The organism is Curtobacterium sp. VKM Ac-2884 (genome assembly GCF_015350945.1).
Taxonomy (GTDB): domain Bacteria; phylum Actinomycetota; class Actinomycetes; order Actinomycetales; family Microbacteriaceae; genus Curtobacterium.
Map to the genome: position 1 here is coordinate 122,802 of NZ_JADKSA010000007.1, position 24,004 is coordinate 146,805.

General features: G+C 71.9%; 22 protein-coding genes and 1 pseudogene. 13 read left to right on the top strand and 10 right to left on the bottom strand.

Translation table 11 applies throughout. The annotated features are described in order from the left end of the window. The 3 genes and pseudogenes from ITJ60_RS17580 to ITJ60_RS17590 form a co-directional block, all read left to right on the top strand. Positions 1-600: pseudogene (locus ITJ60_RS17580) on the top strand (hypothetical protein); the annotation flags it as partial. A gap of 112 nt (positions 601-712) precedes the next feature. Beyond that, entirely contained in the window at positions 713-1,396 is a 684-nt protein-coding gene (locus tag ITJ60_RS17585; protein ID WP_228510610.1) for a class F sortase, read from the top strand. A 10-nt stretch (positions 1,397-1,406) separates the two neighbouring features. Then, positions 1,407-2,732 carry a threonine/serine exporter family protein gene (locus tag ITJ60_RS17590; protein WP_194648864.1) on the top strand — a complete coding sequence of 442 codons (1,326 nt, stop codon included), beginning with the start codon at positions 1,407-1,409 and terminating at the stop codon, positions 2,730-2,732. Positions 2,733-2,940: 208 nt separating this feature from the next. Here the strand turns inward: ITJ60_RS17590 and ITJ60_RS17595 are convergent, their stop codons facing one another. Beyond that, positions 2,941-4,668 carry a class I adenylate-forming enzyme family protein gene (locus ITJ60_RS17595; RefSeq protein WP_194648865.1) on the bottom strand — a complete coding sequence of 576 codons (1,728 nt, stop codon included), beginning with the start codon at positions 4,666-4,668 and terminating at the stop codon, positions 2,941-2,943. A 92-nt stretch (positions 4,669-4,760) separates the two neighbouring features. Then, positions 4,761-7,151 carry an Ig-like domain-containing protein gene (locus tag ITJ60_RS17600; RefSeq protein ID WP_194648866.1) on the bottom strand — a complete coding sequence of 797 codons (2,391 nt, stop codon included), beginning with the start codon at positions 7,149-7,151 and terminating at the stop codon, positions 4,761-4,763. A 228-nt stretch (positions 7,152-7,379) separates the two neighbouring features. Here ITJ60_RS17600 and ITJ60_RS17605 point away from each other — a divergent pair, with 228 nt between their 5' ends. Together ITJ60_RS17605 and ITJ60_RS17610 are read left to right on the top strand one after the other, a co-directional pair. Continuing rightward, positions 7,380-7,961 carry a LemA family protein gene (locus ITJ60_RS17605; protein ID WP_111084820.1) on the top strand — a complete coding sequence of 194 codons (582 nt, stop codon included), beginning with the start codon at positions 7,380-7,382 and terminating at the stop codon, positions 7,959-7,961. 19 nt (positions 7,962-7,980) lie between these two features. Next, a complete protein-coding gene (locus ITJ60_RS17610) occupies positions 7,981-8,883 on the top strand; it encodes a M48 family metalloprotease (protein WP_111084819.1) in 903 nt (300 codons plus the stop codon). 6 nt (positions 8,884-8,889) lie between these two features. On the opposite strand, the gene ITJ60_RS17615 is transcribed toward ITJ60_RS17610, so the two are convergent. Further along, positions 8,890-10,161: a winged helix-turn-helix domain-containing protein gene (locus ITJ60_RS17615; protein ID WP_194648867.1), complete on the bottom strand. Its 1,272-nt coding sequence runs from the start codon at positions 10,159-10,161 to the stop codon at positions 8,890-8,892. Between the two features lie 92 nt (positions 10,162-10,253). Between ITJ60_RS17615 and ITJ60_RS17620 the strand changes: the two genes are divergently transcribed. Both ITJ60_RS17620 and ilvA read left to right on the top strand, forming a co-directional pair. After that, the gene (locus ITJ60_RS17620) at positions 10,254-11,504 is read left to right on the top strand and encodes an AI-2E family transporter (protein WP_123294741.1); all 1,251 of its coding nucleotides are present in this window, start codon (positions 10,254-10,256) and stop codon (positions 11,502-11,504) included. 62 nt (positions 11,505-11,566) lie between these two features. Continuing rightward, positions 11,567-12,826, top strand: coding sequence for a threonine ammonia-lyase (gene ilvA / locus ITJ60_RS17625; protein WP_123340649.1), 1,260 nt, complete (start codon positions 11,567-11,569; stop codon positions 12,824-12,826). Positions 12,827-12,972: 146 nt separating this feature from the next. On the opposite strand, the gene greA is transcribed toward ilvA, so the two are convergent. After that, a complete protein-coding gene (gene greA, locus ITJ60_RS17630; protein ID WP_111084815.1) occupies positions 12,973-13,461 on the bottom strand; it encodes a transcription elongation factor GreA in 489 nt (162 codons plus the stop codon). Between the two features lie 70 nt (positions 13,462-13,531). After that, on the bottom strand, positions 13,532-14,032 hold the full coding sequence (locus tag ITJ60_RS17635) for a DUF4307 domain-containing protein (RefSeq protein WP_194648868.1): 501 nt from the start codon (positions 14,030-14,032) through the stop codon (positions 13,532-13,534). Between the two features lie 23 nt (positions 14,033-14,055). Between ITJ60_RS17635 and mca the strand changes: the two genes are divergently transcribed. Together mca and ITJ60_RS17645 are read left to right on the top strand one after the other, a co-directional pair. Further along, positions 14,056-14,946, top strand: a complete 891-nt coding sequence (gene mca, locus ITJ60_RS17640) for a mycothiol conjugate amidase Mca (RefSeq protein WP_123294744.1) — start codon at positions 14,056-14,058, stop codon at positions 14,944-14,946. Beyond that, positions 14,943-15,248, top strand: coding sequence for a hypothetical protein (locus tag ITJ60_RS17645; RefSeq protein ID WP_123294745.1), 306 nt, complete (start codon positions 14,943-14,945; stop codon positions 15,246-15,248). Before mca ends, ITJ60_RS17645 begins: the two co-directional genes overlap by 4 nt. A gap of 124 nt (positions 15,249-15,372) precedes the next feature. Here the strand turns inward: ITJ60_RS17645 and trhA are convergent, their stop codons facing one another. Continuing rightward, on the bottom strand, positions 15,373-16,080 hold the full coding sequence (trhA, locus tag ITJ60_RS17650; RefSeq protein WP_123294746.1) for a PAQR family membrane homeostasis protein TrhA: 708 nt from the start codon (positions 16,078-16,080) through the stop codon (positions 15,373-15,375). Positions 16,081-16,175: 95 nt separating this feature from the next. On the opposite strand from trhA, the gene ITJ60_RS17655 reads away from it, so the two are divergent. From ITJ60_RS17655 to ITJ60_RS17665, 3 genes are all read left to right on the top strand, one after another. After that, complete coding sequence (locus ITJ60_RS17655) at positions 16,176-16,961, top strand: isoprenyl transferase (protein WP_173170760.1); 786 nt, start codon at positions 16,176-16,178, stop codon at positions 16,959-16,961. Positions 16,962-17,076: 115 nt separating this feature from the next. After that, complete coding sequence (locus ITJ60_RS17660; protein WP_194648869.1) at positions 17,077-18,186, top strand: aminotransferase class V-fold PLP-dependent enzyme; 1,110 nt, start codon at positions 17,077-17,079, stop codon at positions 18,184-18,186. A gap of 372 nt (positions 18,187-18,558) precedes the next feature. Continuing rightward, positions 18,559-19,920, top strand: a complete 1,362-nt coding sequence (locus ITJ60_RS17665) for a PhoH family protein (RefSeq protein WP_181437469.1) — start codon at positions 18,559-18,561, stop codon at positions 19,918-19,920. Positions 19,921-20,012: 92 nt separating this feature from the next. Here ITJ60_RS17665 and ITJ60_RS17670 read toward each other — a convergent pair whose 3' ends face one another. From ITJ60_RS17670 to ITJ60_RS17685, 4 genes are all read right to left on the bottom strand, one after another. Beyond that, on the bottom strand, positions 20,013-21,416 hold the full coding sequence (locus ITJ60_RS17670) for a class II fumarate hydratase (protein ID WP_194648870.1): 1,404 nt from the start codon (positions 21,414-21,416) through the stop codon (positions 20,013-20,015). Between the two features lie 161 nt (positions 21,417-21,577). Beyond that, positions 21,578-22,192, bottom strand: coding sequence for a carbonic anhydrase (locus ITJ60_RS17675; RefSeq protein WP_111084807.1), 615 nt, complete (start codon positions 22,190-22,192; stop codon positions 21,578-21,580). 76 nt (positions 22,193-22,268) lie between these two features. Continuing rightward, positions 22,269-22,904, bottom strand: a complete 636-nt coding sequence (locus ITJ60_RS17680) for a DUF4245 domain-containing protein (RefSeq protein WP_123340653.1) — start codon at positions 22,902-22,904, stop codon at positions 22,269-22,271. Further along, on the bottom strand, positions 22,901-23,146 hold the full coding sequence (locus tag ITJ60_RS17685; protein ID WP_111084805.1) for an exodeoxyribonuclease VII small subunit: 246 nt from the start codon (positions 23,144-23,146) through the stop codon (positions 22,901-22,903). The genes ITJ60_RS17680 and ITJ60_RS17685 overlap by 4 nt, the downstream gene beginning before the upstream one ends. An 81-nt stretch (positions 23,147-23,227) precedes the next feature. On the opposite strand from ITJ60_RS17685, the gene ITJ60_RS17690 reads away from it, so the two are divergent. Continuing rightward, complete coding sequence (locus tag ITJ60_RS17690) at positions 23,228-23,983, top strand: alpha/beta hydrolase (RefSeq protein ID WP_194648871.1); 756 nt, start codon at positions 23,228-23,230, stop codon at positions 23,981-23,983. Positions 23,984-24,004 lie beyond the last annotated feature (21 nt).

Consider the following 24,004-nt stretch of genomic DNA (forward strand, 5'->3'; position numbering starts at 1 on the left):
GGCACGCCGGAGCCGACGACCGAGCCGAGCGAGCCCGGCACGCCGGAGCCGACGACCGAGCCGAGCGAGCCCGGCACGCCGGAGCCGACGACCGAGCCGAGCGAGCCCGGCACCCCGGAACCCACGACCGGCCCGACCACCCCTGCGCCGTCGCTCAGCACCGGTGGTACCACCACCTTCACGGTCGGCGACTCGGTGCCGCTGCGCGCCGAGGGCCTGCCGGCTGCGACGGAGTACTCGATCGTCCTGCACAGCGACCCCGTCGTCCTCGGCAAGGTGAACACCGACGCCGACGGCGCCTTCGCGACCTCGGTCGTGATCCCCGCGGACACCCCGGCCGGAGCACACACCATCGCGGTCGAGTCGTCGGACGGCACCGCCGTGGTCTCGCTCGCCGTCACGGTCACCGCTGACGGCACCGTCGTCGTCGACCCGGTCGACACCACCACGGCCGTCACCACCGGCGCAGCCGTGAACACCGGAGGCACCGTCTCCGGCACCTCGGCCCTGCCGTGGATCGGCCTGTCGGCCGTCGGCGTCGTCGCCCTCGGCTCGGTCGCGTTCATCGCGTACCGCCGCCGCGTCACCCAGCAGGACTGACGCACCGGGATCCGTGGGGCGGTCGACCCCGCCACGCGGATCCCGACACCCAGGTGTCGGACGGGAGCGCGCCTCCCGTCCGACACGTCCGTCACCACCCCGGAAACGGAAGATGACCTCCCCTCGCACCAAGCCCCGCAGGCGGCGGCCCCGCCGTCGCGGCGACGCGCTGCTCTGGACGATCGCCGTGCTCGCCGCGGCGACCCTCGTCGTCGGCGTGGTCGGTGTGGTCACGGCGACCACCGGAGCGGCCTCGCCGACGGCGATCACCGGGACGTCGCTCGACGGCAAGCAGGTCACGCTCGACCCGGGCGAGTCGGGGACGGCGGCGTCTGCGTCGCACGCGGTCGCCGACACCGGCGTGCAGCTCGTGGTGCCGTCGGTCGGGCTCGACGTGCCGCTCGGCGAACTGGATGCCGTCGACGGGCAGATCACGCCGCCGGGGTTCCGCGAGGCCTACCGGGTCCGCAACCTGGGGGTCTCGCTGGCGGACCGCGCGGACGGCACCGTGTTCGTCGTCATGCACTCGCTGCGGAACGGTGCGATCGGCCCGGGCAACCTGCTCATCGACGTCGACGGGCAACGCTCCGAGGTCGCGGTCGGCAGCAGCGTCCGGATCGGCGACGCGCGGTGGACGGTGACCGGTTCCGAGCGGATCACGAAGGCGACCGTGGCCGCCGATGCCGACGTCTGGGCGGACGAGCCCGGCCGGCTCCTGCTCATCACGTGCCTGCAGCGGCCGGACGGTTCCGCGTCGGTCGACAACGTGGTCATCGAGGCCACGCTCGATCGCTAACATCGCCTGCGTGGTCGGACTCGGAAGCGCACTCGCGAACCTGCAGAACGCCCTCCGTCGGCCCGAGGCCCACGTCGAGGTCGTCGACGGCGAGACCGTCCCCGTCGGCATGCTCCTCGGCACGCTCGGTGCACTGCTGCTCGACGCGGGCAGCTCCGTCACCGACGTCCGCTCGGCGCTCGAGAAGGCCCGCGACGCCGCCGGGGTCGGTCCGAGCCTGGCGATCGGGGTGCTGCCAGCGCTGGTGATGGTGAGCGAGGTCTCGACCGGTGCGGCGACGATCGTGAACGCCGAGGGCGTCGAACTGTCGTCGCGGCAGGCTGCACGGGCGAACCGGGTCGTGCTCGGGTTGGAGAGCGGGTCCATCGCCCTCGCCGAGATCCCCGCGCGGGTCCGGGCCATCCGTGCCGGCACCGTCCCGCCGCCCGCACTGCCGTGGATCCTCGGCAACGCGCTGACCTCCGCCGGGCTCGCCGTCGTGTTCCGGTGCCCGTGGTGGGCGATCCTGCTCGCGCTCCTGGTCGGAGCGCTCGTCGGGGTCATCGGGCTGCTGCTCCGGCGCTTCCGCGAGGCCGTCGCGATCATCCCGTTCCTGGCCGCCTTCGTGTCGACGGCCATCGTCGGACTCGTCGCCGCCGGTACCGGGTTCGAGCAGGTCCCGCTGTTCGCCGTGTGCGCCCCGGTGGCGGTGTTCGTCCCCGGTGCCCTCATCACGAACGCCCTGCTCGAACTGACCGCCGCGGACATCGTGACCGGGTCCTCGCGGCTGGTCCAGGGGCTCATCATGCTCGGCTTCATGGCGGCCGGCATCGCCTCGGGCAGTGCGCTGACCGGGCTGCACGTCGACCCGTCCTCGGCGGCGCTCGTCGGCGAGGTCGCCGGCGTCGGCACGGACCTGGCCGGGTGGGAGTCCGTACCGTCCTACTGGGTGTCGTGGGTCGCCGTCGTGGTCCTGGCGGTCGGCCTCGGCCTGGTGTTCCGATCGGGCTGGCGGCTGACGCTCGTGTCGGTGGCGGTCATGGTCACCGCCTACGCCCTGGTGAGCGGGACGACGCCGGTGTGGGGGAGCGTCGTCGCGACCGGGGCGACGGCTGCCCTGTTGTTCGTCGCGACACGGCTGCTCGAGCGGCTCGTGCCGGCGATCCCGGCGACGGTGTCGTTCTTCCCGGCGTTCCTGCTGCTCGTCCCCGGGACCGTCGGGCTGGTGGCGGTGGCCACGTTCGACCCCGAGTCCCTCGCGACGCCCCTGGCGACCTTCGTCAGCTTGTGCATCGGGACGAAGATCGGTGGGTTGCTGCCGGGCCTGTTCGCCCGGAACGCGCCGAGCCACACGTAGCGCGGCCCCGCGCCGCACGCGCCGCCGGGGCGTACCGGGCCGAATGGGGCGTACCTGGTCGGAAGTTTCGACCAGGTACGCCCGATCCCGCAAGGCACCGCGGCTGCAGCCGCGACCGCAGCCGTCGGCGCGACCAACAGCCGGACGGGAGGCGCGGGGCGGGGCCGCCACGGGCCTCCCGTCCGGCGCCGCGCACGTGCAGAGCCCGCTACGGCTCGAGCAGTCGGCCCGCCGCCTGGTCCTCCGCTGCCGTCGCCTTGGCGAGGTAGTGCACCTTCTTGCCCGTCGCGTTGTACGGCAGTTCGTCGACGAAGCGGTACCGCCGCGGCCGCTTGTAGCGGGCGAGACCGGGGTGTGAGCCCGTCCACTCCTCGAGCTCGGCGGCGGCTGCGACGTCGTCCTCCGGTAGCCGTCCCGCTGCACGGACCACGTACGCCGTGACGACCTCGCCCCACCGCTCGTCCGGGATCCCGACGACGATCGAGTCGGCGACGCCCGGGTGCTCCTGCAGTGCGGCCTCGACCTGGACGGGGTGGACGTTCTCGCCGCCGGAGATGATCATGTCGTCCTTGCGGCCGACGATCGTCACCCGTTCGTGCTCGTCCCACGTGGCGAGGTCGCCGGGGTAGAACCAGCCGTTCGCGAACTTCTCCGCCTCGAGCCCCGGGTTGCGGTACGAGTAGCCGGACTTCACGGTCCGGACCGCGAACTCGCCGATCTCGGAGCCGTCCTTCGGCACGGTGTCGCTCGGGTCGGCCAGGCGGTCCTCGTACACGCGCACCACGGCGACGTCGTCGTCCGTCGATGCTCGTCCGGTGGAGCCGGCGCCGTCGGGGAAGTCCTCAGGACGCAGGAACGTGTTCCAGAAGGTCTCGGTCGTTCCGTAGCCGTTGAAGATCCGCGGGGACAGGAGCTCCTGGTAGCGGAGTGCGGCGGCGCGGTCGAGCGGTGCACCCATCGTGACGATGCCGTGCAGGGACGACAGGTCGCGGGGCCGGGCCTCTTGCGCGTTCGCGAGCTGCACCAGGTTCGGCGGCGCACCGATCAGGAACGTCAGCCGCTCGGACTCGACCAGGTCGAGCACCCGCTCGGCGTCGAAGTGCCGCAGGGTGGTGAGCTCGGCGCCGACGTAGAACACCGGGTTGGGGCCACCCGAGTACAGGCCGCCACGGTGGAACAGGGGCGACATGTTGAGCGTCTTGTCGAAGGGGCTGAGGGGGAAGTGCATGACGACGTCGTGGGCGCTGAGCACCTCGACCAGGCTCGGCAGGGGCACCGGCTTCGGTCGCCCGGTGGTGCCGGAGGTGTAGAGCCGGGTGGTCTCGTCGTAGGTGCTGCGAGGCTCGGTCGCGGCGAGTTCGGCGAGGGTGACGGGGTCGGCGGCGAGGAGCGCGGTGAACGCGACGCGCGCGTCGTGTGCGGCGTGGTCGTCGCGTGCAGCGTGGTCGTCTTGGTCGTGGTGTGCGACCTGGTCGTCGCCACTGACGACGACGATGTGGTCGGGACGGTGCGGCGCGGTCTCGAGCGCTCGGGCGATGTCGTCGCCGCGCACCGCGTCGTGCACCAGCACCACGGGCGCGGAGTCCTCGATGATGAAGGCGACCTCGTCGGGCGCGAGCCGGAAGTTCGTCGGCGAGAACACCGCGCCGATGCGGTGGCACGCCAGGTAGAGCATCGCGAACTCGGGCGAGTTGAACAGCTCGACCATCACGACCGAACCCCGCCCGGCACCGTGCCGGACGAGCCACCCGCCGATGTGGTCGACGACGTCCCCGAGTTCCGCGTAGGTCCACGACCGACCCGTGTCCGGGTCGCGCAACGCGGGCCGGTCCGCGAAGCGGTGGGTGTTCCGCGCGAAGCCGTTCGCGTACGTGTAGCTGCCCTCGAACACCTCGCGGAACCGCGTCGGGTCGTAGTCGGATCGGGTCTCGGTCATCATCGCTCCCTGGGGCGGTCGAACGGCGCGTCACGCACCGATCGTCACTGTATCCGCCGCGCGGGGACGGCGGACGGGAGGCCCGGTGCGGGTCAGGCGGCCGCGTCCGGTCGCGCGGTGCGCGCCCAGAACCAGGCCCCGATCGCGCCCGCCACGCAGGTCGCGCCGACCGCGCCGAGCAGCACCGGCGACGCGTGGGTCCCCGCGGGACCCGAGTAGACCGCGGCGGTGAGCGCGACCGCGACGACCGCGAGTGCGACGTACCGGGCACGCGAGGCCATCAGGACCGCACTGCCGGCGGAGCCCGCGAACGGCAGCAGCGTGGCGACGACGGCTCCGACCCCGCCGACGCACAGGGTGATGGCGAACTCCGACGTCAACGCGGACCAGAAGCCCCCGCCCGCGGTCAGGCTGTGGAGCACCCACCCCGCGGTCGCGAGCCCGAGCAGCGCGATCGTCCGCCAGGTCGCGCTCCGGGCACCGGCGGCGATCCCGGAGCCGAGGCGCAGTGCGGCGGTGTCCAGGTCGGGGCGTCCCGACGGCACGAGCACCATCCCGACGATCAGGGCGGGGGAGAGGTCCGCGGCCCGCGTGATCCCGCACGCCACGAGCGCCGCGAGCACCAGCCACGGGGACACCCGGAAGCCCACCGCACGGTGGTCGGGCCCGGCTGCCCACCGGGTCACGAGCACGACGGCCGCCGTGAGCACCGCGGTGCCGAGCAGCACGGCGATGGTGAGGCGGACGTAGCGGGCCTCGAGCGAGACGCCCACGCCGAGCAGCGTGCACAGCGCGGCGACGGCCACCGCGACCGTGATCGACACCCACGTCGGCAGCACGTCGTCGGACCCGGAGCGGTCCGAGCGCGAGCGGTTCCGCCCGAGCAGTCCGGCGAAGGGCGAGCGGATGCGCCCGCGGGCAGCGGCGGCGACGAGCGCGAGGGGTGCGGCGATGAGCAGGAGGAACCCAGCGGCGACGGCCGTGGCGATCAGGACGGTTCGCCACGAGAACGCGGCCTGGATCGTCGGAACGGTGCGGTCGTAGGCGGTGGCGGCGGTCCAGTCGCCCGCGGGGCCCGACCAGTCGGTGTGGCCGCCGCCGGAGCCTGCGGCCCCGGGGGTGCTCGTGCCGGTCGGCTCGGTGCCGTCACCGGGCGCTGCCGCCGATCCGGGGCCGTCGTCGCCGGTGCCGCCGGCGTTCCCGGTTCCGGTGCCGGCCGGGGTCCCCGTGTCGCCGGGGGTCTGGCCGTCACCCGGTGCGGTCGTGGTGCCGGTGGTGTCGGTGCCGTTGCCGTTGCCGTTGCCGTTGCCGGTGGTGCCGTTGGTCGGTGCGTCCCCGCCGGTTCCGGAGGTGCCGGGGGTGCCGTTCGGGGCGCCCGAGGTCGACCACACGGTGACCTGCACGGCAGCGGACGACCGCGAGTAGTTGCCGGCGGCGTCGTGCTGCGTCGCGGTGAGGTCGTGTCCGCCGGCCCGCAGCTGCGACCCCGCGGTGGAGCAGGACCAGGAACCGTTCGCAGCGACCTCGGCCCGGCAGACGGGTGCGCGGTCGACGTAGACGGTCACGTCGGCACCGGGTTCGCCGGTGCCGCGGACGACCGTGGCACGCGAACCGACGCGGTCGCCGTCGTCGGGTGCGGTGATCCGCGGGGCTGCCGGTGCTGTGCGGTCGACCGTGATCCGCACCGGGGCCGAGGACGCGCTGCGCAGGTCGGAGCGGTAACCGCGCGCCGTGCTGGCGGTCTGCGAGGCGGTCACTGTGACGGTCGCGTCGGACCGCAGCGCGAGCGAGGTCACCCACCGACCGTCCGGGCCGACCGGGGCGGTCTGCTGCGTCGACGATCCGGAGACCGACAGCACCACGGTGGAACCGGGGAAGCCCGTGCCGGAGAGCGCGCCGCTGGTCGGGTGGTCGGACGCGATGGTCGGCGGCACGATGACGTCGGAGGCCGGGGCACTCGCGGGCGGCTGGCTCGGCGCGGTGACGTCCCGCACCGTGAAGACCTGCTGCGGACCCGACCGCACCGTACCGAGGCACGACCACGAACCGTTCGCCTGCACCTGGGCCGAGCAACCGGCCGAACCGGTCGACGCGGGGCCCGCGACGCGGACGACGTGCGCCGGGGTCCCGGTGCCGTGGAACCGTGCGGTGCTGCTCGTCACGTCTCCCGGGTCGGCGATGGTCGGTGCGACGGGCGGTCGCCCGGTGGACGCGGGCGGGGGCGTGGGCGTGCCGGGGCGACCGCTGCTCGGGGGGCCGACGAGTTCGCCCGGTGCGGGGGTCGCGGTGCTCGCGGCGCTGACGCGTTCGGTGGTCGCCTGTTCGTGGGCCGCTGTGCCGGCGAACGCGGGAGTGGCCGCCGCCGCCAGCAGCGCCGCGGCGAGGACGGCCGTGGCCGAGGCGAGCGCGACGAACCGGGTACGACGACGAGGGCCGTCGCCCCCGACGGCCCGGTCGTCCACGTTGTCCCCTCGCGTGCTCACCGGCTCCATCCCACGTGATCCGGGCCGCTGGGTCAATACACCTCGCGGATGATGTCCCGCATCCGGTCGTGTTCACCCCGCAGCCCGAACGCCCGGTGTGCGTGACTCGGGAATCGCCCGTGAACCCTGGCGGTCGACGCGAGCACCGCGGACGCGTCGGTAGACTTCACGACGGCCGTTCAGGCCACGCAGCACCGCGGATCCGAACGCGAGAAGGAGCACCCACGCATGGACACCGGACTCGTCACGACGCTGATCGTCGTCGGAGTGGTGGTGGTGATCCTGGTCATCATCGGGATCTACCTCTGGGTGACGTACAACTCGCTCGTCACGCTCAAGGTCCGTGTGGACGAGGCCTGGAGCGACATCTCGGTGCAGCTGAAGCGGCGCGCCGACCTGATTCCCACCATCGTCGACACGGTCAAGGGGTACGCCACCCACGAGAAGGCCGTCTTCGACGACGTCACCAAGGCGCGCTCCGAGACCCTGACGGCCGGTGACGCCGGCACGGCCTCCGCGGCCGAGGGACACATGCAGAAGGCGCTGAAAAGCGTGTTCGCGGTCGCCGAGGGGTACCCGCAGCTGCAGTCGAGCCAGAACTTCCTGCAGCTGCAGACCGAGCTCGTCGACACCGAGGACAAGATCCAGTCCGCCCGGCGCTTCTACAACGGCGGCGTGCGCGAGCTGAACACGAAGATCCGGGTCTTCCCGAACTCCACGTTCGCCAAGCGACGGGGCTTCGCCGAGGCGACCTTCTTCGAGACCGCCGAGCCGGCGGCCATCGCCGAGCCGCCGCGCGTCCAGTTCTGACCCCAGCCTCGCAGCTGCCGTGTACAGCGCCATCGCGCGGAACAAGCGCAACACCGTCGTCATCGTCCTGGTCTTCCTGCTGATCATCGGCGCGCTCGGGTTCCTGGGCGGGTACCTGGCGGGGAACGTGTCGATCGGCGTCATCGTGCTCGCCGTCGCCCTGGGCTACGCGGTGCTGCAGTACTTCTTCGCCGCTCGGCAGGCGACCGCCATCGCCGGTGGCATCGAGATCGACCGCACCTCCGAACCGCGGCTCTGGCGGACGGTCGAGAACCTCGCGATCTCGACCGGCATGCCGATGCCCCGGGTCTACGTCATCCAGGACCCGTCGCCGAACGCCTTCGCCACCGGGCGCGACCCGGAGCACGCCGTGGTCGCGGCGACGACCGGGCTGCTCCAGATCATGGACGACCAGGAGCTCCAGGGTGTGATGGCCCACGAACTCGGGCACGTCCGCAACTACGACATCCGGGTCTCGACGATGGTGTTCGGGCTGGTGGTCGCCGTCGGCCTGATCGCCGACGTGCTCCTGCGCATCTCGATCTTCAGCGGCCTGTCCGGCGGCCGGAACCGCAACTCGGACAACGGCGGTGGCGCGAACCCGGTGCTGCTCATCGCCGGCATCGTGGCCGTGGTCGTGGCGCCGATCGCCGCGGCGGGCGTGCAGGCTGCGGTGTCCCGGCAGCGCGAGTACCTCGCCGACGCCACCGGTGCGATGACGACGCGCCACCCCGAGGGCCTCGCCCGGGCGCTCGAGAAGCTCGGCGCGTACGGCCGTCCGATGCAGACGCAGAACTCGTCGATGGCGCACCTGTGGATCGCCGACCCGATGCGCCCCGGCGTGATGGACCGGCTGTTCTCGACGCACCCGCCGCTGCCGGACCGCATCGCACGCCTGCGGGCGAACGCCGACCGCTTCTGACGCCGGTCAGGCCTCGACGGCGTCGAGTTGTTCCGTGGGTTCGGGGGCATCGGCGTCGTCGACGGCTTCGTGCGGGACCAGCGGGAGGCCGAGCGCCCCGGCGACCGCGGCTGCAGCCGTGCCCCGATCGGTGACCTCGACCTCGTCGAGTCCCTGCCAGGCGGCGGTGCGTCGGAGGGTCTCGGCCAGCCGCTCGGCATCGAGGTGCTCGCCGGGCTCCTGCCACGCGGTCCGGACCCGCAGCACGCCACGCTGCCGGTCGCTCTTCAGGTCGACCCGGCCGACGAGGCGGTCGTCCTGCAGCACGGGCAGCACGTAGTACCCGAACACCCGCTTCGGCGCCGGTGTGTAGATCTCGATCCGGTAGTGGAACCCGTACATCCGCTCCGCCCGTCGGCGGAACCACACGACCGGGTCGAACGGGCTGAGCACCGCGTCGGCGGTGACCTGCCGGGGCACCCGGGCATCGGGGTGGAGCCAGGCCCGCTCACCCCAGCCTTCGACCCGCACGGGCAGGAGCTCGCCGGCAGCGGTGAGCTCCGCGATGGCGCCGGCGGTGTCGTCCGACCGCAGTCGGTAGTAGTCGGCGATGTCCGCTCGGGTGCCGACGCCGAGGGCGCGGGTGGCGTGCCGGACGAGTTCGAGCACGGCGGCAGCGCGCGGCGGGGCCGTCTCGAGGAACCCGGCCGGCAGGACCTGCTCGGGCAGGGCGTACACGCGCTCGAAGCCCGACCGTCCGGCGCTCACGGCCTCGCCCCAGCGGAACATCTGCTCGAGCCCGAGTTTCACGTCGCTCCAGCCCCACCACGGACCACGGCGGACGTTCGACTCGTGCTCGACCGCGCTGGCCCGCATCGGCCCCTCGGCACGCAGGAGCGCGTGCAGCTCGCGTCGGACCCCGGCGGTGCGGGTGACGCCGTCGATCCTGGTCGGACCGGCGTCGCGGTCCCGCAGGGCGTCCATCCGCCAGCGGAACAGCCGCAGGTCGTCGCGCGGGATGAGGGCGGCCTCGTGCGCCCAGTACTCGGTGTAGGGCCCGGACCGGCCGAGGGTCAGCCGGTCGAGCGTGGACCGGTCGTACGCCCCCAGCCGTGCGAAGAGCGGCAGGTAGTGGCTGCGCTCGAACACGTTCACCGAGTCGATCTGCAGCAGCCCGAGCCGAGCGAACGCAGCGTTCACCGCACGCGTCGAGACGCCCGTCGCCGGTGGCCGACCGAACCCCTGCGCGGCGAGGGCGACGCGGCGGGCTTCGGCGGCGGAGAGCGAGGACCTGACCATGCGGCGACGCTACCGAACCCCGCCGACAGCGCGGCGTCCGAACGTATGCCGTATCTGGAACGCGAGGACGTTCGGATCGCTAGGATCGGCCCATGGCCTGGGGAAAGAAGACACCGCACACGGATCCCGTCGTCGTCGATGACGCGGTGCCGCCCGGCATGCGGATCGCCGGTGCGTGGTCGTGGCGGATCCTCGTCGTGGTCGGCGTCGTCGCGGTGGTCATCTACCTGGTCACGCTGTTCAGCGAGATCCTCATCCCGTTCCTCATCGGCATCGTCGTCGCCGCGCTCCTGGTCCCGCTGTCGAACTGGATGCAGCGCCACCACGTGCCGAAGTGGCTCGCCGTCATCGTCAGCCTGGTCGGTGGGCTCGCCGCCGTCGGGGCGCTCATCTGGCTCGTCGTCGACCAGATCGCCGCCGCCTACCCGTCGCTCCGCGACCGCACCCTGTCGCAGTACGACAACATCCGCGACTTCGTGCTCAGCTCCGGGCTCGGGATCAGCCAGAAGGACCTGAACTCCTACCTCAACCAGGCGACCGACTGGCTGCAGAGCAACTCCGGCTCGATCCTGTCCGGAGTGGCCAGTGCGGGGTCGTCGCTGACGCACATCCTCACCGGCCTGTTCATCGTCATCTTCACGGTGATCTTCCTGCTCATCGACGGCAAGAACGTCTGGCGCTGGACGGTCCGGCTCTTCCCGAAGAACGCCCGCAGCGCGATCGACGGCGCCGGGGTCGCCGGCTGGACGACGTTGACGAGCTTCATCCGGGTGCAGATCTTCGTCGCGTTCGTCGACGCCGTCGGCATCGGCCTCGGTGCGTTCTTCCTGCAGCTGCCGCTCGTCGTGCCGATCGCGGTCTTCGTGTTCCTCGGGTCGTTCATCCCGGTCGTCGGCGCGATCGTCACCGGGTTCCTGGCGGTGTTCGTCGCCCTGGTCTTCAACGGCCCGGTGGCGGCGGTCATCATGCTCGGCGTGATCCTGGTCGTGCAGCAGGTCGAGGGACACATCCTGCAGCCGCTCGTCATGGGCAGCGCCGTCAAGGTGCACCCGCTCGCCGTCGTCCTCGGGGTCACCGCGGCGTCGGGTCTCGCCGGCATCGCGGGCGCGTTCTTCGCCGTCCCGCTCATCGCCACCGTCAACTCCATGGTCACGACCATCTCGAGCGGTCGGTGGAAGACGATGGACTCCGACCACGTGCTCGAGGCCAAGCAGGACGCGCACGACGAGAACGTCCGGACCAAGCGCCGGCGCAAGGTCCTCAAGTTGCGGAAGCGTCGTGGCGACGTGCCGAAGCCGGGCACCGACGAGCAGCCGACCGCGGTCAAGGGGACGGCAGGCTGACGCTGAACGATCCCTCGTGTCACGGGTTCGCCGCGGACGCCCGGAACGACGATGATGGGGGAGTGACCGACACCAGCGCCTCCCAGCACACGCTCGCCGCGATCCCCACCCTCGCGGACATCGAGACGGCGCGGGAGACCATCTCGGGCGTCGCGCGCGTCACCCCGATGGAGACCTCGCAGTTCCTGGCCGAGGTGCTCGGTTCACCCGTGCACCTGAAGTGTGAGAACCTGCAGCGCACCGGCGCGTACAAGGTCCGCGGCGCCTACAACCGCCTGTCCACCCTGTCCGAGGAACAGCGCGCCAAGGGCGTCGTCGCGGCCAGCGCCGGCAACCACGCCCAGGGCGTCGCCCTCGCCGCCCGCGAGCTCGGCATCCCGGCGACGATCTTCACCCCGGTCGGTGTCGCGCTGCCGAAGCTGCAGGCCACCCGCCACTACGGCGCCGAGGTCGTGCTGCGTGGCCACTCGGTGGAGGAAGCCCTGAGCGCCGCCAAGGACTTCGCCGCGCACACCGGCGCGGTCTTCATCCCGCCGTTCGACCACCCCGCCGTCATCGCCGGCCAGGGAACCCTCGGCCTCGAGATCATCGACCAGGTGCCCGACGTGGACACCGTCGTCGTGCCGATCGGCGGCGGCGGGGTCATCTCCGGCATCGCCCTCGCGGTCAAGGGCATGGCCGAGCGGCTCGGACGACCGATCAAGGTCATCGGGGTGCAGGCCGAGAACGCCGCTGCCTACCCGTCGTCGATCCGCGCCGGCGAGCCCGTCACCATCACGACCACACCGACGATCGCCGACGGCATCGCGGTCGCCCGCCCCGGCGACCTGAACTTCCCGATCATCCGCGACCTGGTCGACGACATCGTCACGGTCTCCGACGACGACACCGCCCGCGCCCTGCTCGTGCTGCTCGAACGTGCGAAGCTCGTGGTCGAGGCCGCCGGCGCCGTCGGCGTCGCCGCGATCATGTCCGGCGCGGTCCGCGACACCGGGCGCACCGTCGTGCTGCTGAGCGGCGGCAACATCGACCCGCTCATGATGGAGCGCGTGATCACCCGGGGTCTCGTCGCCGCGTCGCGCTACATCGGCATCCGCATCATGCTGCCGGACCGTCCCGGCCAGCTCGCCCGGGTCGCCCAGGTGATCTCGGACGCCGGCGCGAACGTGGTCGAGGTCCTGCACACCCGCCACGGACAGGGCCTGGTCATCAACGAGGTGGCCCTCGACCTGTCGATCGAGGCGCGCGGCCCCGAGCACGCGCAGGAGGTCATCCAGCGCCTGCACGAGGTCGGCTTCCGCCCGGAGCTCCTCGAGCACTAGCCCTGCGACGATCCACGAGTCGTTCGACGCGTGTCCTGTCGGATCCGTGGTGCGCCGCGGCGGGCGGGGCCGTGGACGCGACCAGCGGACAGACGGGAGGCCCGTGGCGGTGTCGCCCCGGGCCTCCTGTCCGTCTGTGGTGCTGCCTACGGCTCGTAGCGCTCGATCTTGACGACCTCGACCGCGATCTCCTTGCCGTTCGGCGCCGTGTAGGTGGCCTTGTCGCCGGCCTTGAGGCCGACGATCGCCGCGCCGACGGGGCTGACCGGGCTGTAGACCGTCAGGTCGGAGCCCTCGGCGACGATCTCGCGGCTGCCGACCAGGAACGTCGACTCGTCGCCTGCGATGACCGCGGTGACGACGGTGCCGGGCTCGACCGTGCCGTCGAAGACCGCTTCGCTGACGGTCGCGTGCTTGAGGAGGTTCGTGAGGACGCGGATGCGCGCCTCGATCTTGCCCTGCTCGTCCTTGGCGGCGTGGTAGCCGCCGTTCTCCTTGAGGTCGCCCTCTTCGCGAGCGGCCTCGATGCGGCGCGCGATCTCGGCACGGCCCTCGCCGCTCAGCTCGTCGAGCTCCGCCTGGAGACGGTCGTGCGCCTCCTGGGTCAGCCAGGTGACCTGCGTGTCGTTGCTCATCTTCTGTCCCTTCGACCATGAAAAACGAGACCGGCCGAGTGGTCGGTCTCGAGAGGCGAATCAGGACAGTCTAGGGAATCCAGCAGTCGTGGATCAAGCCGGTGACGCCACGGGTCGTGGTCGTCACCTCGGTGCTGACACTGCGGGTGCGCTGCTCGGACGGGGCGAGGGTGATCTCCTTCCAGCCCACGATCGAGTAGCTCTTGTCGAGGACCTGGACGGCGCACTTCGCCCGGACACCCGGGTCGACGGAGACCTGCGAGTGCACGACCGTGCTGTGCTGGGAGAGGACCTCGTACCCCACGACGTCGTCGGTCAGGCCGCGGTCGGACTGGTCGAGACCCGCCCAGATCACCCAGGCGGCGAAGACCACGACCACGGCGATGGCGGCGGTGATCGCGACGGCCTTGCTGCGGCGCGCGCGGGCCGGGGTGCGGCCGTAGCGGTCGTCGAGGGTGGCGGTGTGCTGCTGTTCGGACAGTTCGGGGCTCCCGGGGTGATTATCCTGATCCCAGGGTAGTTCACGCGTCGCTGTGCACTTCCCGTCCCCGCTCGTCCTCCGCTCGCCCACGCTCACCCACGTGAGGAAGTCCCGTGCCGTACCGCTTGCTGGCCGTCCACGCCCACCCCGACGACGAGTCGAGCAAGGGGGCGGCGACCGCGGCGAAGTACGTGGCCGAGGGGCACGAGGTGCTGGTCGTCTCCTGCACCGGGGGCGAGGCCGGCGACATCCTCAACGACCAGCTCGGCGAGCCCGCGACGAGCCGTGCGCACCGCGACATGGCCGGGTACCGCCGTGGTGAGATGGCCGCCGCGCAGGCAGCCCTCGGCATCGACCACCTGTGGCTCGGCTACCACGACTCCGGACTGCCCGACGCCGAGAAGGGCGAGACCGTCCGACCCGGTACGTTCTCGACCGTGCCGCTCGAGTACAGCACCGAGGCGCTCGTCCGGGTGATCCGCCGGTTCCGTCCGCACGTGCTCGTCACCTACGACGAGAACGGCGGCTACCCGCACCCCGACCACATCCGCACGCACGAGGTGTCCGTCGCCGCCTGGGCAGCCGCGGCCGACCCCGCTGCGTACCCCGCGGCCGGCGAACCGTGGTCGATCGCCAAGCTCTACTACGAGCGCACGATGAACCCGCGCCGCTTCCGGACGATCTTCGAGGCGCTGCAGGACCGCGACCCGGACAGCCCCGCGATCGAGCAGCTGCGCGAGTGGGTCGAGCGGTTCGCCGACCGGCCCGACCTCGCGACCACGCACGTCGACGTGCACGAGTACTTCGACCAGCGCGACGCCGCGCTCCGCGCCCACGCCAGCCAGGTGGCACCGGACAGTGCGTTCTTCTACTGGCCGAACGACCTCCTGGCCACGGTGTGGCCGACCGAGGACTACCAGCTCGTGGAGGCCCGCGTGCCGACCGAGCTCCCGGAGACCGATCTGTTCGCCGGGATCCCTGCCGACAAGGAACCGACCCCGTGAGCTCCATCGCGGCGGCACTCGCCGCCACCCCCAGTCCCAGCCCCAGCGTCGTGCCGGATGTGAACGTCACCCCCGGTGTCGTCGGGTTCATCGCCATCGCACTCGTGGCGATCGCGACGATCGTCCTGGTCGTGGACATGACCCGGCGCATCCGCCGGACGCGCTACCGGTCGGAGATCCGCGAGCGTCTCGAGGCGGAAGCGAACGGCACCGCGGTCGACGGTCCGGCGACGGACGAGTCGGAGCGGCGTGCGGCCGAGGACGGCCGAGCCGACGTCGGGGACGACACCGAGCGCGGTTGACCCGCTAGCGCCTGACGGAACCGGGCGTACCTGGGCGGATAGGGCGTACTTGGTCGAAAGTTCCGGGTGAGTACGCCCGGAACGACCAGGCATCGCGCGCGTTCTGGGAAGGAACGTGCGACCGTCAGCGCACCGGGTCCAGGGCGACGATGAGCACGCCGACCCACTGCGCGCCGAAGGCCACGACCGTCAGGGCGTGGAACACCTCGTGGAAGCCGAACTGGGTGGGCACCGGGTTCGGCCGCTTGAAGCCGTAGACGAGCGCGCCGATGATGTACGCGACACCGCCGGACAGGATGAGCACGGTCATCGGGACGCTCGCCGCGAAGAACTGCGGCAGCAGCCCGAGCGCCGCGCAGCCGAGCACCAGGTAGATCGGCACGTACAGCCACCGGGGCGCGTTGATCCACAGCACCCGGAAGGCGATGCCGAGGGCGGCGCCGGACCACATCACCCAGAGCACGACCACCATCAGGGTGTGCGGCAGGGCGCAGATCGCGATCGGCGTGTAGGTGCCGGCGATGAGCAGCAGGATGTTCGTGTGGTCGATGCGCTTGAGCACCGCCTTGACGGTCGGCCCCCACGGGAACCGGTGGTACGTCGCGGAGACCCCGAACATGGCCAGCGACGTGGCCATGAACACCGCGCTGCCGACCTTCGCCGCGGTGCTGTCGGCCAGGGCGATGAGGACGATGCCCATCGCGATGGCGAACGGGAACGCGCCGAGGTGGATCCACCCGCGCCAGGCGGGGCGGGTGTCCTCCGTGGTCGTCGCGGCCTCTTCGGTGAACGGGACGTGGGGGAGGGTGGCGGTCTCGTGCTCGTCCTGCATGTGCCGACTGTAAGCCCCGTGCCCGAACGGATGCCACGAGTTCTGGGGGAGCCGCACTCGGGACGCTCCGACCGACGGTGCACTACGCTCGGTGCGTGACCGGCAGGGTGGGATGGGCAGGACGAGGGATCCTCTACCGCGCCTACCAGAGCCGCATCCGCCGCCAGATCGAGGGCAGCGCGAAGCCGAAGCACGTCGCCATGATCGTCGACGGCAACCGTCGGTGGGCGAAGCAGCTCGGGCTCGAGTCCGCCGCGCACGGCCACCGCGCCGGCGCCGCGAAGATCCCGGAGTTCCTGACCTGGTGCGACGAGCTCGGCATCGAGGTCGTGACGCTCTACCTGCTCTCCGCCGACAACCTGACCGGACGTGCCGGAGCGGAACTCAGCGAGCTCGTCGGCATCATCGGCGACCTGGCCGGGGTGCTCGCCGACACCACGGACTGGCGCGTGCAGCACGTCGGGTCGAACGAGGGCCTGCCCGACTCGCTCGTCTCCGCGCTCGCGCAGGCCGAGGAGCGCACCGCCGGCCGGACCGGACTCCACATCAACCTGGCCGTCGGGTACGGCGGACGCCGCGAGATCGCCGACGCCATGCGCAGCATCGTGGAGTCGCACGGCGCGGGTGGCGGCACGATCGACACCCTGGCCGAGGTCCTGACCCCGGAGCTCATCGGCGACCACCTGTACACGCAGGGACAGCCCGACCCCGACCTGGTGATCCGGACCTCGGGCGAGCAGCGGTTGTCCGACTTCATGCTCTGGCAGAGCGCGCACAGCGAGTTCTACTTCGTCGAGGCGCTCTACCCCGACCTGCGCGAGGTCGACTTCCTGCGTGCCGTCCGCGACTTCGGGCTGCGGTCGCGACGCTTCGGCGGCTGAGGCGGCTGAGGCGGCCCACACCGCGCACGGAGTGGCCACGTCCCGCGTCGCGTCGGCCGCGGCAGCCCCGTCCCAGTAGGCTCTCAGGGTTCGACACTGTGAAAGGTGCACCCCTGTGAACATCGACGAGTACGCCGCCGGCTTCTCCGAGGACCCCGGCTACCTCGACCACGCTGCGTTCGGCCCCGTGCAGACCGCCGTGCTCGAGGAGCAGCGCGTGCTCGGCACGATCCAGGAGCACATGCGCTTCGGCGCCATGGAGACCCTCGACGAGCAGGACGCCCGAGTCAGAACGGTCGCCGCCCGCTTGGTCGGTCGCCGCGAGGACCAGGTCGTCTCGCAGACCGCGACGACCCCCGGTCTGCTGCACACCGCCTTCGGCGTGACCGGCGGCGTGCTGGTGTCGGCCGACGAGTACCCCTCGCTGCCGCTCGCGCTGGCGAGTGCCGCCTCGGCGACCGGCGGCCGCGTCCAGCCCGTCGTCATCGAGTCCGGTGCCGGGTGGATGACCCCCTCGCTCATCCAGGAGCGCCTGACCGACGACGTGACGGCCGTGGCGGTGTCGCTGGTCGACTGGCGCACCGGCTACCTGGCCGACCTCGCCGGCATCCGCGAGGTCATCGGCGACCGCCTGCTGATCCTCGACGCGATCCAGGGCTTCGGGGTCGTCGATGCCCCCTACGAGATCGCGGACGTCGTCGCGACCGGCGGCCAGAAGTGGCTGCACGCCGGCTGGGGCACGGGCTTCACCGCCTTCAGTGACCGCGCCCTGAACCGGCTGCGTCCGGCCCTGTCCGGCCCGCACGGCACCACCGGCTGGCCCGTGGACGTCCCCGCCGTGCGCCCGGGTGCCGCCGGGTACCAGATGACCCGCATCGACCCCATCGCGCAGGCGCGCCTCGCGGTGTCGCTGGACCGGCTGACCGCCGTCGGTGTCGCCGCCGTGCAGGAGCGCGTCACCGAGCGCGTCGAGCGAGTGTTCGCGATCGCGGACGAGTTCGGGCTCGAGGTCGAGTCCAGCCGTGACCCGCGCGAGCGCGCCGGCATCGTCGTGCTGCGGCCGGCCGAGGGGCGTCTGACCGCGCTGTCCGCGGCGCTGCACAACCACGGCGTGACCGCGACGACGCGGCTCGGCGTCGCGCGGGTGTCGGTGTTCGCGTCGACCACGGACGAGACGCTGGACATGTTCCGGGACGCCTGCGTCTCGTACGCCACGCTGCAGTAGCGCGCGCCCGCCGCGCCGAGTCTCGGTCTGAGCGACAGTTCTCGCGCTGCACAGCGCGCGAACTGTCGCTCACCGCGAGTCTCGAGGCAGCGTCGCCGAGTCTCGGCTTGCACCGTGTCGGACGGGAGGCGCGTGGCGGCGCCGCCACGGGCCTCCACTCCGGCGGTCGGCCACGTCGACTGCCGGTGTCACGTTGTTCACGTGACCGTAACGCCGGGAACCGCGTGTCGCTGGCGGGGTGTCGGAGGGCGGACGTACGTTGTCCCCATCGGGCACCGCGCCCGATCGAAGCGGCCACAGTCGGTGCTTCGGGACCCGCTCCACGGCCGCGTTCGAGGACATGGACCGGGCTGCTCGCGGCCCGGGGATGGAGTGGTCGTGACCTCTCAGAACGTCTCTCGCGGAACCCAGCACCAGCACACCGCGGACTCGTCCACGTCGGTCGCCCAGCGCACGTACGTGCTCGACACATCGGTGCTCCTCAGCGATCCGCGGGCGTTGTTCCGCTTCGCCGAGCACGCGGTGGTCCTGCCCGTGGTGGTCGTCAGCGAACTCGAGTCGAAGCGCAACGACCCGGAGATCGGGTACTTCGCACGGCAGGCCCTGCGGCTGCTGGACGAGATGCGCATCGAACACGAACGGCTCGACTTCCCGATCGCGCTCGGTGACGGCGGTTCCTTCCGCGTCGAGCTGAACCACTCCAACCAGTCCGTCCTGCCGTCCGGGCTGCAGCTCGGCGACAACGACTCCCGCATCCTCGCCGTCGCCTCGAACCTGCAGAACGACGGGCTCGACGTGGTCGTCGTGTCGAAGGACCTGCCCCTGCGCGTCAAGGCGTCGTCGATCGGGATGGCGGCAGAGGAGTACCGTGCCGAGCTCGCGGTCGACTCCGGCTACACGGGCATCGCCGACCTGCAGGTGTCCGGCGAGCAGATGGCCGACCTGTACGAGAAGGAGGAGATCCGCTCCGTCCAGCTCGACGGCGTGCCGGTCAACACCGGTGTCGTCATCCACTCCGAGCGCGGTTCGGCCCTCGGCCGTGTGCACACCGCCGGTTCCGTCGCCCTGGTCCGTGGCGACCGCGAGGTCTTCGGGCTGCGCGGCCGGTCGGCCGAGCAGCGGCTCGCGATCGACGCCCTGCTCGACTCCGAGATCGGCATCGTCTCCCTGGGCGGCAGCGCCGGCACGGGCAAGTCCGCACTGGCCCTGTGCGCCGGGCTCGAAGCAGTGCTCGAGCGGCAGCAGCACAAGAAGATCATGGTGTTCCGGCCGCTGTACGCCGTGGGCGGCCAGGACCTCGGGTTCCTGCCCGGTGACGCCGGCGAGAAGATGAACCCGTGGGCGCAGGCGGTCTACGACACCCTCGGGTCGGTGGTGTCCGACAACGTCCTCGACGAGGTCGTCGAACGCGGCCTGATCGAGGTCCTGCCGCTCACGCACATCCGCGGTCGGTCCCTGCACGACGCGTTCGTGATCGTGGACGAGGCCCAGTCACTCGAACGGAACGTGCTGCTCACCATGCTCTCCCGCATCGGGCAGAACTCCCGCGTGGTGCTCACCCACGACGTCGCGCAGCGCGACAACCTGCGGGTCGGACGGCACGACGGCATCGCGAGCGTCATCGAGCGGCTCAAGGGCCACCCGCTGTTCGCCCACGTCACGCTGACGCGGTCGGAGCGCTCCGCGATCGCCGCCCTCGTGACGGACCTGCTGGACTCGCCCGACCTGGTCTAGGTCCCTCGGCCGAGACTCGGCTTGAGCGACAGTTCTCGCGCTCAGCGGCGCGAGAACTGTCGCTCACCGCGAGACTTGCCCGCGGCAGCGGCTCAGCTCGGGTGGGTCATGGACAGGACGTCCAGTGCCGCGTCGAGCTGCTCCTCGGTGACCTCGCCACGCTCGACGTGGCCGAGCGCCACGACGGCCTGGCGGACGGTGATGCCCTCGGCGACAGCGTACTTCGCGACCTTCGCCGCGGCCTCGTAGCCGATGACCCGGTTGAGCGGGGTGACGATCGACGGCGACGACTCGGCGAACGCCCGGGCCCGCTCGAGGTTTGCCTGCAGCCCGTTGATGGTCTTGTCGGCCAGCACCCGTGAGCTGTTCGCCAGCAGGCGGATCGACTCGAGCAGCGCCGTCCCCATGACCGGGATCGCGACGTTGAGCTCGAACGCACCGGACGCACCCGCCCAGGCGATGGTGGCGTCGTTGCCGATGACCCGCGCGCCCACCATCAGGGTGGCCTCGGGGATGACCGGGTTGACCTTGCCGGGCATGATCGACGAGCCCGGCTGCAGGTCGGGGATGTGCAGTTCGCCGAGCCCGGTGTTCGGGCCGGACCCCATCCAGCGCAGGTCGTTGTTGATCTTCGTCAGGCTGACCGCGAGCACCTTGAGCGCCCCGGAGGCCTCGACCAGGGCGTCGCGCGCGCCCTGGGCCTCGAAGTGGTCGACGGCCTCGGTGATCGGCAGGTCGGTGTCGCTCGCGAGCTGGGCGATGACCCGCTGCGGGAAGCCCTTCGGGGTGTTGATGCCGGTGCCGACGGCGGTGCCGCCGAGCGGGACCTCGGCGACGCGGGGGAGCGTCGCGGTGACCCGCTCGATGCCCAGGCGGATCTGGCGTGCGTAGCCACCGAACTCCTGGCCGAGGGTGACCGGGGTGGCGTCCATCAGGTGCGTGCGGCCGGACTTCACGGCGTCGGCCCACAACGTGGCCTTGGTCTCGAGCGACTCGGCGAGGTGCTCGAGCGCCGGGACGAGCGAGCGCAGCAGGGCTTCGGTCACGGCGACGTGCACCGAGGTCGGGAACACGTCGTTCGACGACTGCGAGGCGTTGACGTGGTCGTTCGGGTGCACCGCGGTGCCGCCGATGTCCGACGCCAGCGTGGCCAGGACCTCGTTCATGTTCATGTTCGACGAGGTGCCGCTGCCGGTCTGGTACACGTCGACGGGGAACTGGTCGTGGTGCTGCCCACCGATGATCAGGTCCGCCGCGCCCGCGATGGCGTCGGCGACGGCGGGCTCGACGATGCCGAGCTCGCCGTTCACGACGGCCGCGGCGCGCTTGATGCGGGCGAGCGCCACGATCTGGGCCGACTCGAGCCCGGTGCCCGAGATGGGGAAGTTCTCGACCGCGCGCTGGGTCTGGGCGCGGTACAACGCCGACTTCGGCACCCGCACCTCGCCCATGGTGTCGTGCTCGATGCGGAACTCGGTCTCGGTGGTGTCGGTCACGTCGTCGTGGTCCTTCCTGGGGTGCTCGCCGGACGCGGTCGCGTCGGGGGACTGCGCCGGCGCACGAGGTCTCCGTGGGTCACGGAACCGGCGCCGGGCGTCTCGTTCGACTGTACCGGTGCGACGGATGTGGGACGTGCGGGTGCGACGCCGCGGGGCCGTCAGGCGTTGCCGACGACCGTGTCGATGGTGACCTCGCCCGTGCCGAGGTCGTAGGTCGCGCCGACGACGGCCAGCCGGCCCTCGGCGATCGCGTCGGAGACGGCACCGGAGCGCTCGAGCACCTGACGGAGCGTGGCCTCGAGGTGGGCGGCGCCGATTGCTTCCTGCGGGAGCTCGGCGTCGGTGGCACGGACCTTCTCGACGCTCGGGGCGATGGCGTCGACCAGTGCCTGCAGGTGCGGCGCGGGGACCGGCTCACCCGAGCGGGCCGCGGCGACGGCACCGCACCGGGTGTGGCGCAGGACGACGACGAGCGGGGTGCCGAGCGCGACGACCGCGAACTCGATCGACCCGAGCACGACGTCGTCGACGATCTGCCCGGCGTTGCGGATGGCGAAGAGGTCGCCGATGCCCGCGTCGAACACGTGCTCGAACGGCACGCGCGAGTCGGAGCAGCCGAGGACGGTCGCGAACGGCGCCTGCGACCCCTGCAGCTCGGTGCGGCGGTCGGGGTCCGTGCGGCCCATGCGGCGCTTGTCGGCGGCGAAGCGGGCGTTGCCGTCGACGAGCAGGCGCAGGGCGTCGGACGGGGTGGAGGCGGCGCGGTCGGGCATGGGGCTCCTCGGATCGGGTCGGATCAGGTCGAGTGGTCGGGCTGCGGGGTGTCCGGCAGGATTCGTCCGGCGGTCGCTACTGGGAGAACTGCTTCGTCACGGCCGTGGCCACGGTGCGGTACGACGAGTCGTCGGCGGTGCCGGAGAGCACGATCGTGTTGGTGCCGAACGTCGACACGAGCGAGTACGCGTGGTTGCCGGCGTCGGAGCCCTCGGCCCGTCGGTCGTACACGGTCCACTTCGTACCGTCGATGACGCGGGTGCCGGTCGACGGTCGCTGGTCGAGCTGGTTCGACACCCACGAGCCGTTCGCGTCCACGCCCTGCTGCAGGCTGAGGTACTGCTTGTCCGGCGTCACGAACCCGACGGTCCAGACGTCGACGTCGTCCGAGGTCTTGTCGGAGAAGTCGGCGCGGTTCGAAGTGAAGCCGCTCGGCAGGTCGGGGGCGGCGAGCGTGATGTCGCCGACGTGGGCGTCGGCCGCGATCTGCTGGTAGTCGACCGTGCGGTCGACCGTGGTGTTCGGCCGCACGACGACGGCGACGAGGAACAGCACGATGCCGAGCGACGCGATGAGCGCGATCACGAGGTTGAAGGCCGTCTGGTGCTGGCGGCGAGCGGTCCGTGCGGCGTCCTTGCGTGCCCAGGTCTCCTCTGCCGTCTCGGGTCGGCCGAGCTCGGCGACGATCGGGCGACCGTTCGCGTCGGTCATCGGGCGGAGCCGTCCTCGGCGCTGCTGGCCGCGCGGGCCGCGTCGAGCCGGGCCCGGGCACCGACGAGCCACTCTTCGCACCGGGCGGCCAGGGCCTCGCCGCGCTCCCAGAGCGACAGCGAGCGCTCGAGGGTCGCGGAGCCCTGTTCGAGCTCGCTCACGACGCGCACGAGTTCGTCGCGGGCTGCTTCGTAGCTCAGCGACTGGACGTCGGTCTGCTCGGGTTCCTGCTGGGATGGCACGACTCGATCCTACCGAGGGTCCACCGACTGACCGACGTGCCCGCTGCGCCTGGGGAGAACACCGGCCGGTAGGGTCGCGCCATGACGGATCTCCCCGAGGGCGTGGACTGGTACCCGGCACCGGACGGACCGAGCGCGGAGCGCGACGGGCTGCCGGACCGCCCCTCGCTCGCGGTCGTCCTGCCCGGCGGCGGGTACGGCATGCACGCTCCGCACGAGGGTGAGGGGTACGCCCGCTGGCTGAACGGGATCGGCATCGACGCGGTCGTGTTCGCGTACCCGCTCGCCCCGCACCGCCACCCGGACGCCGTGGTGGCGACCCGAGCGCTCGTCCGCGACCTGCGTGCCGGACGCTGGGCGGGCCTCCCGTCCGATCCGCGGATCGTCGTGATCGGTTCGTCGGCAGGCGGGCACCTGGCGGCCCTCGTGTCGAACGCACCGACGCCGGCCGAGCGCGCCGTGTCGGACGTCGACGACCGACCCGACCTGACGGTGCTCTGCTACCCGGTGACGTCGATGACGGACCACCCGCACGTCGGCAGCTCCGACAACCTGCTCGGACCGGGCGCGAGCGTCCGCGAGCGGTCCGCGGTGGACGCGGACCTGCTCGTCGACGACCGGACCCCGCCGACCTTCCTGTGGCACACGGCCGAGGACGAGCACGTGCCGGTGACGCACTCGCTGTCCTACGCACACGCGCTGGCGCGGCACGGGGTGCCGTTCGACCTGCACGTGTTCGAGCGCGGGGTGCACGGCATCGGGCTCGCCGAGGGCCTCGGGCCGGCCGAGGCGTGGAGCACGTTGGCGACGACCTGGCTGCGCGACCGAGGCTGGTGACCAGGCCGTCGGCGAGCCCGA

Coding starts and splice junctions, on each gene's coding strand:
- ITJ60_RS17585 (WP_228510610.1), top strand. CDS start 713: ATGACCTCCCCTCGCACCAAGCCCCGCAGGCGGCGGCCCCGCCGTCGC.
- ITJ60_RS17595 (WP_194648865.1), bottom strand. CDS start 4,668: ATGACCGAGACCCGATCCGACTACGACCCGACGCGGTTCCGCGAGGTG.
- ITJ60_RS17605 (WP_111084820.1), top strand. CDS start 7,380: ATGGACACCGGACTCGTCACGACGCTGATCGTCGTCGGAGTGGTGGTG.
- ITJ60_RS17615 (WP_194648867.1), bottom strand. CDS start 10,161: ATGGTCAGGTCCTCGCTCTCCGCCGCCGAAGCCCGCCGCGTCGCCCTC.
- ITJ60_RS17620 (WP_123294741.1), top strand. CDS start 10,254: ATGGCCTGGGGAAAGAAGACACCGCACACGGATCCCGTCGTCGTCGAT.
- greA (WP_111084815.1), bottom strand. CDS start 13,461: ATGAGCAACGACACGCAGGTCACCTGGCTGACCCAGGAGGCGCACGAC.
- trhA (WP_123294746.1), bottom strand. CDS start 16,080: ATGCAGGACGAGCACGAGACCGCCACCCTCCCCCACGTCCCGTTCACC.
- ITJ60_RS17675 (WP_111084807.1), bottom strand. CDS start 22,192: ATGCCCGACCGCGCCGCCTCCACCCCGTCCGACGCCCTGCGCCTGCTC.
- ITJ60_RS17680 (WP_123340653.1), bottom strand. CDS start 22,904: ATGACCGACGCGAACGGTCGCCCGATCGTCGCCGAGCTCGGCCGACCC.
- ITJ60_RS17690 (WP_194648871.1), top strand. CDS start 23,228: ATGACGGATCTCCCCGAGGGCGTGGACTGGTACCCGGCACCGGACGGA.